An 11,129-nucleotide genomic window follows, 5' to 3' on the forward strand; every position below is an offset into this window, starting at 1 on the left:
CTCACGGACAACCCTGTTGTTTTGGGGCTCCGCTTCGCTTTGCCCCGGGGTTCGGGCGCCTTGAGGCCGGTGTGCTTCGTCCTCGTCTGCGCCTGCCGCTCGTTCCTCGCTCGCGGCTTGACTCGTCCTGCAGCACCCCGGCGGCGCCCTCACGCACAACCCCCAGGGGCGGGGTCGGCTTGCACCGGCCACCCCCGGGGCGGGGCGTGAGGCTACGGGGCCTGCTGCTTCATGAGGAGCTGCAGCTGCGTGAACAGCCGTTCTCCCGGGTCGCCCAGGTCGATCCCGCTCACCGAGGCGGCCCTGCGCACCCGGTACCTCAGGGTGTTGGGGTGGATGTGCAGCCGCTCCGCCGCCGCCCGCGCGTCACCGAACGCCTCCAGGTAGGCCAGCAGCGAGTGCACCAGGTCGGCGCCGCCCGCACGGTCGTACTCGATCAACCGGCTCACCCTCGGGTCGCGCAGGGACGGGTCCTCCCGCAACCGGGCCAGCGTCTCGCCGATCAGCACCCGCGAGCGCACGTCGGAGATGGTCGCCACCTCCCAGTCCAGGTGCCGCTCCAGGTCGCGGCCCATCGCGTCCAGCACGCGGTCGGCCTCGGCGCGCGAGTCCGGCACGTCCGCCAGCCGCTCCATCAGCGACCCCACCGCCCCCTGCACCCGCGCCCCCAGGGCCGCGCGCGCCGCCGCCACCGTCTTGCGCGTGAGGGCCAGCACCGACTGTTCCACCCCCCGCCACCCCTCCCTGCCGCGCTCCAGGTCCGGCAGCAGCACGTACACCCGGCCGCCCAGCTCCGTCACCAGGGCGCTGCGGCGGTACGCGGCGGTGTGCACCGACACCAGGTCGATCATCCGGCGCCGGCGCAGCTCGCGGGCGGGCCGGTCGGGACGCTCCTCGCCGGCTCCGTCCGGAGCCTCCAGCAGCGAGAACGCCACCACCAGCGCGCCGCGGTCGGCGTGCACCTCCACCGTGTCGGCCAGGGCCCCCGCGTCGATCCTCCCCTCCAGCAGGCTCGACAGGAGGTCCTCACGGAGCCGCAGCCCCGCACTGGCCTGGCTGCGCTGCCTGATCATCTGCAGCGCGGTGGTGCGGGCGGCCCCCAGCAGCGCCTCCTCGGCGTTCTCCGCCAGCGGGCTCGCGCCCTCCTGCACCCAGATCGCCCCGAGCGGCTGCCGTCCGGCGTGGATGCCCACCGCCAGGCGGCGGCGGATGCCCAGGTCGGGGTGCTCCTCGATGCGCACCACCTCCTCGCCGGCACGCAGCTTGGCGAACACGCCCCACTCGCGCAGCAGCGCCAGGTACGACTCCGGTCCGCGCCTGCCCAGCACCGACAGCCGCCGCAGCTCGTCCACCTCCGCGCCGCTGGAGTAGGCCAGCACCCGGCTGGCCGCGTCCTCGATGCTCACCAGGCCACCGGTCAGCTGGGCGATCGTCTGCGCCATCGAGAACAGGTCGCCGCTGGACTCGCCCAGGTCCTCGACGGCGGTCAGCCGGGCGTCGTCCACGATGCTCTGGCAGACCGCCTGCAACTGGTCCCACCGCACCTCCGCGCGGACCGCCAGCAGGGCGATCCCCGCCTCACGCGCCTCGCTCCGCAGCGCCTGGAGCTCATCGGTCGCGCCCGGCCTGGGCCGCCCCGCCCGGCCGCCCGCCGACGGCGCCTCCTCCTGGGGATGCCCGCCGGTCTTGACGGCGACCGCCGTGGCGCCCTGCTCGGCCAGCGTCCGGACGAGCCGGCGCGCGGCCGCTCCGCGCGCGCCGATCAGCAGCACCAGGTCGCCCTCGCGGACCTCCGCGCGGTCCTCCGGATCGAGGATGACGACATTGTCCACCTGGACATCAAGACCCCCCGGCGCGGCCGCGACGTCCGCAACGGGGTCGCCCAGGGCCAGCAGCAGTCTGCGCAGGGGCACCCCGGTGGAACCCTCCCCGTCGTGGACGGAGTGACCTGCGAAGACGCTCGTCCGCACTTCCGTCCGGTGCGGTTCGCCGTCAGAGGGGTGAAAGGGGCCCGGTGGTGGGGTGTCAGTGCTCATATGAGTCCCATTTTGTCCCAGTGAACAAATAAGGCGGGCAAAGAGTGGCCTGCCCCACAAGGTTCGCACGGTCTTGTTCTGAGAGCGTTGAGTCAGCTCAACCCTGCTCGTTTCAGGGACATTCTTAACTGGGGAGGTGCCCATGGACGCCGTGACCAACGTCCCGCTGCCGCAGAACGAACCCGTTCTGTCCTACGCGCCCGGCAGCGCCGAGCGCGAAGAGCTCGTCGCCAAGCTGGAGGAGCTCGGCAAGGAGAGCATCGACCTTCCGATGCGCATCAACGGCGAGAGCCGCATGGGCGGCGGAGAGCCCATCGACGTCGTGCAGCCGCACCGTCACGCCGCCGTCCTGGGCACCATGCGCAACGCGACCCACGACGACGCCCGCGCCGCCGTCGCCGCGGCCAAGGCCGCCGCCCCGGCGTGGCGCGCGATGTCCTTCGACGACCGCGCCGCCATCCTCCTGCGCGCCGCCGACCTGCTCGCCGGCCCCTGGCGCGCCACCATCAACGCCGCCACCATGCTCGGCCAGTCCAAGACCGCCCAGCAGGCGGAGATCGACGCGGCCTGCGAGCTCATCGACTTCTGGCGCTTCAACGTCTCCTACGCCCGCGAGCTGATCGCCCAGCAGCCCCTGAGCGTCCGCGGCGTGTGGAACCGCATGGAGCAGCGCCCGCTGGAGGGGTTCGTCTACGCGATCACCCCCTTCAACTTCACCGCCATCGCGGGCAACCTCCCCACCGCCCCGGCCCTGATGGGCAACGTGGTCGTGTGGAAGCCCTCCCCGACCCAGCAGTTCGCCGCCGAGCTGACCATGCGCCTCCTGGAGGAGGCCGGGATGCCCCCGGGCGTCATCAACATGGTCACCGGTGACGGCCTCGCCGTCTCCGACGTCGCCCTCAACGACCCCGAGCTCGCCGGTGTGCACTTCACGGGCTCGACCAAGACCTTCCAGCACCTGTGGAAGAGCGTCGGCGAGAACATCTCCTCCTACCGCAGCTACCCGCGCATCGTCGGCGAGACCGGCGGCAAGGACTTCATCGTCGCGCACTCCTCCGCCGACCCCGAGGTCCTGCGCACCGCGATCGTCCGCGGCGCCTTCGAGTACCAGGGCCAGAAGTGCTCGGCCGCCTCGCGCGCCTTCGTCGCCCGCTCCGTGTGGGAGCAGGTGCGCGACGACCTGGTCGCCGAGACCGAGGCCCTGACCATGGGCGACGTGACCGACCTGTCGAACTTCATCGGCGCCGTCATCGACCGCCGCTCCTTCGACAAGCTGGCCAAGGTCCTGAAGGACGCCGAGTCCGACCCGACCCTGGAGATCATCGCCGGCGGGACCGCCGACGACTCCGTCGGCTACTTCGTGCGCCCGACCATCATCGAGGGCACGGACCCGACCAACGACGTGTTCCGCACCGAGTACTTCGGCCCGGTCATCGCCGTCCACGTGTACGAGGACGACGAGTTCGACGACATCCTCAAGGTCGTCGACGAGGGCTCCGCCTACGCCCTGACCGGCGCGGTCCTGGCCAAGGACCGCTCCGCGATCGCCAGGGCCACCGAGGCGCTGCGGTTCTCGGCGGGCAACTTCTACGTCAACGACCGGCCGACCGGCTCCATCGTGGGCCAGCAGCCGTTCGGCGGCGGACGCGCCTCCGGCACCAACGACAAGGCCGGTTCCGCGCAGAACCTGTCCCGCTGGTCCAGCCCGCGCGCCATCAAGGAGACGTTCGTCGCGCCGACGGTCTCCTCCTACCCCCACCAGGGGTAGCCACGGTTCCGCACCCCCTCCCGTCCTGAGGGGGTGCGGACCCCTCCAGCCCCCCGAGGAATCCACCGGCACCGCGGGGACACCCCCCGGCCGCTGCCCCGTCCGCGCGGGTCCACAGGCCCGCGCACGTCTTCTTCGAGGTCACCATGCTTCGTAAGCCCCTTCTGCTCGCCGCCAGGTCCGCGAAGGTCCGCACCGTCGTCGAGCGCACCCCCATGACCCGGGCCATGGTCCACAGGTTCGTGGCGGGCTCCACCATGGAGGAGGCCCTCCCCGCGATCGAGGACCTGACCAGGGACCGCTACGTCACCCTGGACTTCCTGGGGGAGGACACCGCCGACGCCGCGCAGGCCGCGGCGACGGTGACCGCCTACCGGGACCTGCTCGCCGCGCTCGGCGAGGCCGGTCTCGGAGACCGGGCCGAGGTGTCGGTCAAGCTCTCGGCCGTGGGCCAGTTCCTCGACAGGGACGGCGAGAAGATCGCCCTGGAGAACGCCCGCGAGATTGCCGAGGCGGCCAAGGCGATCGGCACCACGGTCACCTTCGACATGGAGGACCACACCACGGTCGACTCCACCCTGGGGATCCTGCGGGAGCTGCGCGAGGACTTCCCGTCCACTGGCGCGGTGCTCCAGGCCTACCTGCGCCGCACCGTCGCGGACTGCCGCGACCTGAGCGGCGCCGGTTCGCGCGTGCGCCTGTGCAAGGGCGCCTACGACGAGCCCGCCTCGGTCGCGTACCGCGACAAGGCCGAGGTCGACAAGGCGTACGTGCGCGCGCTGCGCGTCCTCATGGAGGGCGACGGCTACCCCATGGTCGCCTCGCACGACCCGCGCATGGTCGCCATCGCCGGCTCCCTGGCCGAGGCCAACGGTCGTTCGGCGGACGACTACGAGTACCAGATGCTCTACGGGATCCGCGACGCCGAGCAGGTCCGCCTCGCCGCCGAGGGCAAGAGGATGCGCGTCTACATGCCGTACGGCACCGAGTGGTACGGCTACTACATGCGGCGCCTGGCGGAGCGCCCGGCCAACGTGCTCTTCCTGGCACGCTCGCTGGTGACCCGCAACTAGCCCGGCGTTCGACCCCGGGCCCGTGGCCGGACGGCATCCCGGCCACGGGCCCGGGTGCTGTCCGGACGACACGGGCCCCGGGGCGACCACGTGCGCTGCCGGGGCTCCGACGATCGAACGCGGGGCCTGCGGACGGGTGTGCCGCACGGCCGCGCCCGGGGCCGCGGTCCCGCAGCGGCCGGTCCGCGAGGGGCCTCTTCCGCGCGATGCGGCACCGCCGTCGGCGGCCCGCCCCGTTTCCCAACGGTGACCTGTCCTGCGGAACCCCGTGTCGGTCCCGTACGTTACCTTGTGGGCAGCAATCCACGCGTGAAAGGCCATTACTAGACATGCGGATGCGGAGTTCCAACCCCGTCCTCAAGCGGGCACTTCAGCAGGCCCCGGCCGGGGCCCCCCACCAGGGGTACGGTCAGCAGGGCTACGGTCAGCCGGGGTACGGACAACCGTACCCGCAGCAGGGCTACGGCCAGCAGTACCCCCAGCAGGGTTACCCGCAGCAGGGCTACCCGCAGCAGGGCTACCCGGGCGGTCCCGTCCAGGGCGCCGGCGGCCAGCGGATGACCATCGACGACGTCGTCGTGCGCACCGGGATGACCCTCGGTGTCGTCGCGCTCTTCGCCGTCGTCAACTACTTCCTCTTCGACCCCTTCGCCCCGGGCCTCACCATGGGCCTGATGATCGTCGGCGCCCTCGGCGGCCTGGTGCTCGGGCTGGTCATCGCCTTCAAGCAGATCACCAACCCCGTCGCGATCCTCGCCTACGCGGCCCTGGAGGGTCTGCTCGTCGGCGGGCTCTCCGCGCTCCTGGCCTCGTCCCTGGAGGCGACGACCGGTGACGCGGGCGCGGGCGGCGCCCTCGTGACCCAGGCGGTCCTGGGCACGGTCGTCGTGTTCGCCGTGATGCTGGCGCTGTACAAGTTCCGCATCATCAAGGTGACCGACGGCTTCATGAAGGTCGTCATGTACGCCACCCTGGGCGCGGCCGCGCTCATGCTGGTGAACTTCGTGGCCAGCTTCTTCATCTCCGGCGGCATCGGCATCCGCGAGCCCAGCCCGCTGGGCCTGGTCGTCGGCCTCGTGTTCGTCGTCATCGCGGCCTGCACCCTCGCCCTGGAGTTCCGGGGCATCGAGGAGGGCCTGAACGCCGGGATCCCCGACAAGTTCGCCTGGCAGTTCGCCTTCGGCCTGACCGTCTCCCTGGTCTGGCTCTACATCGAGATCCTGCGCCTGCTCTGGATGATCAAGACGATCTTCGCCGAGTAGCGACCGTCGGCCGGCGGCCGACAGGTTTTCGTCGCGTGGCGAGGGGCCGCCACCCGGGTGTTCCGGGTGGCGGCCCCTTCGTCGTGTCGCGTGCGGTGTTCGGACGCGGGACCCGTGGTCAGGCGTTCTCGCCGCGCGGTGCGGGGATCGAACGGTTCCTGCGGCGGCGGTCGTGCTCCAGCACGATGGCCTGCGCGTACCACTGGGGGAGCTCGTACTCGTCCGCGAGCCAGTTGGACCTGTCCTGGCAGCGGAGCAGTCCCGGTCCCTTGTCGAGGGCGGCGAACCACTCGTGGAGTCCCCGGCCGGTGACGACCGGGATGCGTTCGATGAGCTTGGCGTGGACCTCCGGCGAGTGGGTTACCGACATAGGCACCTCCGGCAGCGCTGTGGTGTGTGGCACTTACCTGCGACCCTGCATCAGGAACACGTTCCGGACAAGCCCCGGTCGCCAGCTTTTACCTTGCCGGTGCGGGAACGTTTGCCCGGAGCCTAATGACAGACGATCGCGGATGTGCAGGTGCGTAATCGCCCGTGGTCCGACGGAGGGGAAGCCCTTCGACGTCCATGGGTGAAGTGTCGCAAATGCCCACATATGCACGAAGATCCCCCGTCCTCCCCCGATGTGAGGAGGGGGACGGGGGACCTCGGCGGGGCCGGCGCGGCCGGCCCCCGGGAAAGCCTAGCTGAGGCGCTCGAAGATCGCCGCCATGCCCTGGCCGCCGCCGACGCACATGGTCTCCAGGCCGAACGTCCTGTCGTGGAACTGGAGGCCGTTGATCAGCGTGCCGGTGATGCGGGCGCCGGTGCTGCCGAACGGGTGGCCGACCGCGATGCCGCCGCCGTTGACGTTGAGGGTGCCGTCGATGTCGATGCCCAGCTGGTCGGCGGAGGGCAGCACCTGCGCGGCGAAGGCCTCGTTGATCTCGACCAGGTCGATGTCGCCGATGGCCATGTTGGCACGGGCGAGGGCCTGCCGGGAGGCCTCGACCGGGCCCAGGCCCATGATCTCCGGGCTCAGGCCGGTCACGCCGGTGGACACGATGCGGGCCAGCGGGGTGATGCCCAGCTGCGCCGCCCTGGTGTCGCTCATGACGACCACGGCGGAGGCGCCGTCGTTGAGGGGGCAGGCGTTGCCCGCGGTGACGGTGCCGTCGGGGCGGAACACCGGCTTGAGGCCGGCGACCTTCTCGTAGGTGGTGCCGCGGCGGATGCCGTCGTCGGTGCTGACCACGGTGCCGTCGGGCAGGGTCACCGGGGTGATCTCGCGCTCCCAGAAGCCGTTGTCGAGGGACTTCTCGGCGAGGTTCTGCGAGCGCACCGCGAACTCGTCCTGGCGCTGCCGGGAGACGCCGGTGATCTGGGCGACGTTCTCGGCGGTCTGGCCCATCTCGATGTAGGCGTCGGGAAGCGCGCCCTCCTCGCGCGGGTCGGTCCAGGCCGCGGCGCCGCCCTCCTTGCGCTTCTCGGTGCGCGCCTTGGCGTCGGCGAAGAGCGGGTTCTCGTTCTGCGGGTTGTCGCTGCTGCCGTGGGCGAAGCGGCTGACGGTCTCGACGCCGGCGGAGACGAACACGTCGCCCTCGCCCGCCTTGATGGCGTGGTAGGCCATCCGGGTCGTCTGGAGCGAGGAGGAGCAGTAGCGCGTCACGGTGGTGCCGGGGACGGTGTCCAGGCCGAGCTGGACGGCCACGATGCGGGCCATGTTGAAGCCCTGCTCGCCGCCGGGCAGGCCGCAGCCGAGCATCAGGTCGTCGATGCCCGAGGGGTCGAGCTGGGGCACCTTGGCCAGGGCGGCGCCGATGATCTGGGCGGTCAGGTCGTCCGGGCGGATGTCCTTGAGCGAGCCCTTGAAGGCGCGGCCGATCGGGGAACGGGCTGTGGCGACGATGACTGCTTCGGGCATGGGCTTCGTCCCTGTCGTTGAGGTGCTGCGTGCGGGCTGTGGGTCCGGACCCGGCGGCCGGCGCGCCGGGACAGGTCACAGCATGTCTTGTTACCGACCAGTAAACCCGTCCGGGGCCTCCGCCCGCCACCCGGGGTCGGCGTTCAGGAGGGCTCGCCCGAAGGCCGTCCGGCGTCCCCCGCCCCCAACTCCGCGGGGCGCTCCTCGCGGTCGCCGTTCGCCCGCAGCCGGAAGGGGCTCCGGATGAGCGCGGCCCAGCGCCCGCGCGTCCCCGGCGCCTGTCCGTCGACGTGGGACGCCGCGCGCGAGACCTCCGTGCCCGGGGTCTCGGCGGCGACCACGGCCGCCCGGTCCACCGGCAGGATGCCGCGTGTGCGACGGGCCTCCTCCAGTTCCGGGAGCAGCCCGAGGGCGGCGCAGGCGGAGGGGAGGACGGCGCATGCGGCCTGCGCGTACCCGCGAGCTGACGGATGAAATCGGTCGGGCCCGAACATCGATGAAGGGTCCGTCCGGAAGTCGTCGGAGAGGATGTCGCTCAGGGACACGGTGCGGCCGCCGACCTCGGTCACGGCGATCGTCTGCGCCGCGGCGAGCTGCCGCGAGGCGCGTCGGGCGATCGAGCGCAGCGGCCAGCCGATGGGGCGGACCGTGCCCAGGTCCGGGCAGGTCGCCACGACCACGGCGGTCCCCCGGCCGACCAGGTCCTGCACGGTCTCGCGCAGCCGGGCGACGGCGTCGTTGGGCCGGATGCGGCGGATGACGTCGTTGGCGCCGATGAAGACCACCGCGACGTCGTAGCGCGAACCCGGTTCCAGGGCCCGTGCGCGTTCGACCTGGGCGGACAGGTTCGCGGAGGTGGCGCCGGGGGAGGCCGTGCAGCGCAGGCGGACCGGGCGCTCCGACGCCGCCGCGATCCCGGAGGCGAGCAGGACGCCGGGGGTCTGGTCGGCCCTGGCGACCGCGAACCCGGCGGCGGTGGAGTCGCCCATCATCAGCATCCGGAGCGGCGTGCCCCCGCCCCCGCCGTAGACGCCGTTGACGACCGGCCGGTCCCACCGCGTCGTGCCGACCGCGCGGCGGGCCAGCCTCGCCTGGAGGTAGAGGAGGGCGACCGTGCCGCCCCCCACGAGTGTGAGCCCGCCGCCACCGAACGCGGTGGCAGCGGCGATCCGCCGTGCGCGTGCGGCTCGCAGCACAGGACGACCTCCGAGTCCTCGGACCCGCCTGCCCTGGGGCGAGCCGGTTACCTGCGAGGTTACCGGCGGGGAACCCCCGGGTCACGTACCCGGGCGGCACACCGTCCGAACCCCGGGGTGAGGGGGAACGGGCGTCCGGGCGACCCCGGCCGCGCACCGTGCGCACCTGCAGCCCCTCCGCGGCCTCGGCGGAGGGCCGCCCCCGGACGTGCGCGGGCACCGGGTCCGCGCCGTATTCCGCCCGCCGAACCCCCTGGTGGGAAACGTTAGAGTCGGGGTGAGACGGGCCGGACCGGCCCACGGCCCCGGACTCGCCGCCGGGGCGAGGACCAGGCGGGCCGAAGACCCGGTCGCCACGATGCCGAGGGAGCACAAGTGCGGGTACACGACTCACTGATCGACCTGGTGGGGGACACCCCTCTCGTCCGGTTGCGGAAGGTCACGGAGGGGCTCGCGCCGACGATCCTGGCCAAGGTCGAGTACTTCAACCCGGGGGGCTCGGTCAAGGACCGCATCGCGCTCCGCATGGTCGAGGCGGCGGAGAAGAGCGGGGACCTCCGGCCCGGCGGGACCATCGTCGAGCCCACCTCCGGCAACACCGGCATCGGCCTGGCGATCGTCGCGCAGGAGAAGGGCTACCGCTGCGTCTTCGTGTGCCCGGACAAGGTCGGGCCGGACAAGCTGTCCGTGCTCCGCGCCTACGGGGCCGAAGTCGTGGTGTGCCCAACCACGGTCGCCCCCGAGCACCCCGAGTCCTACTACTCGGTCTCGGACCGGCTGGCCGCCGAGATCCCCGGCGCCTGGAAGCCCAACCAGTACGAGAACCGGAACAACCCCGAGTCGCACTACCACGCGACCGGCCCCGAGATCTGGGACCAGACCGAGGGCCGGATCACCCACTTCGTCGCGGGCATCGGCACCGGCGGGACCATCAGCGGCACCGGCAAGTACCTCAAGGAGGTCTCCGGGGGCTCCGTGAAGATCGTCGGCGCCGACCCCGAGGGCTCGGTGTACTCCGGGGGCACGGGCCGCCCGTACCTTGTCGAGGGCGTGGGCGAGGACATCTGGCCCGGCACCTACGACACCTCCGTGTGCGACGAGATCGTGGCCGTCAGCGACAAGGACTCCTTCCTGATGACCCGCCGCCTCGCCCGTGAGGAGGCCCTCCTGGTGGGCGGCTCCTGCGGGCTGGCCGTCGAGGCCGCGCTGCGCGTGGCCAAGGACGCGGGCCCCGACGACGTCATCGTCGTGCTGCTCCCCGACGGCGGGCGCGGGTACCTCGGCAAGATCTTCAACGACGAGTGGATGTCCGACTACGGCTTCCTGACCGCCGAGACGGAGGAGGCCACGGCCGGCAACGTGCTCGGGGAGAAGGGCGGCGAGCTGCCCGACTTCGTGCACAGCCACCCGGACGAGACGGTGGGCACCGCGGTCGCGATCATGCGGGAGTACGGCGTCTCCCAGCTCCCCGTCATGAAGGAGGAGCCCCCGGTCATGGCCGCCGAGGTGGTCGGCTCCATCGCCGAGCGCGACCTCCTGGACGCGCTGTTCGACGGCCGGGCGCAGCTGGACGACGCGGTCGAGACGCACATGGGCAAGCCGCTCGCCACGGTCGGCACCGGTACGCCCGTCAGCGACTGCGTGCGCCTGCTGCGCGGCTCCGGCGCCCTGGTGGTGCTGCGCGACGGCAAACCGGTGGGCATTCTCACCCGCCAGGACCTGCTCGCCCACCTGGCCGGCTAGCGGGCGGCGCCCGCCGCGCCCGCTCCGGCGGGCGGCCGAACGACCGCAGGGCCTCCGGGGCCCCCGGACTCGCCGACCTGGCGGAGCGGTACCTGGACGTCGACGCCCTGCTCGGGCTGGCCCTCGACGGGGCTCCCGCCGGTCTGCC

Annotated in this window: 8 protein-coding genes; 4 read left to right on the plus strand and 4 right to left on the minus strand. The window is 72.3% G+C overall.

The features are described from left to right. Positions 1-212: 212 nt before the first annotated feature. Positions 213-2,036 carry a helix-turn-helix domain-containing protein gene (locus tag ABZ234_RS26905; RefSeq protein WP_355013892.1) on the minus strand — a complete coding sequence of 608 codons (1,824 nt, stop codon included), beginning with the start codon at positions 2,034-2,036 and terminating at the stop codon, positions 213-215. Between the two features lie 142 nt (positions 2,037-2,178). On the opposite strand from ABZ234_RS26905, the gene pruA reads away from it, so the two are divergent. The 3 genes from pruA to ABZ234_RS26920 all read left to right on the plus strand — a co-directional run bounded on the left by pruA (position 2,179) and on the right by ABZ234_RS26920 (position 6,139). Next, positions 2,179-3,804, plus strand: coding sequence for an L-glutamate gamma-semialdehyde dehydrogenase (pruA, locus tag ABZ234_RS26910; protein WP_355013893.1), 1,626 nt, complete (start codon positions 2,179-2,181; stop codon positions 3,802-3,804). A 146-nt stretch (positions 3,805-3,950) separates the two neighbouring features. After that, positions 3,951-4,877, plus strand: coding sequence for a proline dehydrogenase family protein (locus tag ABZ234_RS26915; RefSeq protein WP_267946574.1), 927 nt, complete (start codon positions 3,951-3,953; stop codon positions 4,875-4,877). Positions 4,878-5,206: 329 nt separating this feature from the next. Beyond that, positions 5,207-6,139 carry a Bax inhibitor-1/YccA family protein gene (locus tag ABZ234_RS26920; protein ID WP_344183452.1) on the plus strand — a complete coding sequence of 311 codons (933 nt, stop codon included), beginning with the start codon at positions 5,207-5,209 and terminating at the stop codon, positions 6,137-6,139. Between the two features lie 118 nt (positions 6,140-6,257). Here the strand turns inward: ABZ234_RS26920 and ABZ234_RS26925 are convergent, their stop codons facing one another. The 3 genes from ABZ234_RS26925 to ABZ234_RS26935 form a co-directional block, all read right to left on the minus strand. Next, on the minus strand, positions 6,258-6,509 hold the full coding sequence (locus ABZ234_RS26925; RefSeq protein WP_267946572.1) for a DUF4287 domain-containing protein: 252 nt from the start codon (positions 6,507-6,509) through the stop codon (positions 6,258-6,260). Between the two features lie 312 nt (positions 6,510-6,821). Then, positions 6,822-8,042 (minus strand): acetyl-CoA C-acetyltransferase, encoded by a 1,221-nt coding sequence (locus ABZ234_RS26930; protein ID WP_344183449.1) that lies wholly within the window; start codon positions 8,040-8,042, stop codon positions 6,822-6,824. Positions 8,043-8,185: 143 nt separating this feature from the next. Then, a complete protein-coding gene (locus ABZ234_RS26935) occupies positions 8,186-9,238 on the minus strand; it encodes an SGNH/GDSL hydrolase family protein (RefSeq protein ID WP_355013894.1) in 1,053 nt (350 codons plus the stop codon). A 375-nt stretch (positions 9,239-9,613) separates the two neighbouring features. On the opposite strand from ABZ234_RS26935, the gene ABZ234_RS26940 reads away from it, so the two are divergent. Further along, positions 9,614-10,981 carry a cystathionine beta-synthase gene (locus ABZ234_RS26940; protein WP_267946569.1) on the plus strand — a complete coding sequence of 456 codons (1,368 nt, stop codon included), beginning with the start codon at positions 9,614-9,616 and terminating at the stop codon, positions 10,979-10,981. Positions 10,982-11,129: the final 148 nt, after the last annotated feature.

Origin of the sequence: Nocardiopsis sp. NPDC006198 (genome assembly GCF_040613895.1) — a bacterium.
GTDB lineage: Bacteria > Actinomycetota > Actinomycetes > Streptosporangiales > Streptosporangiaceae > Nocardiopsis > Nocardiopsis tropica.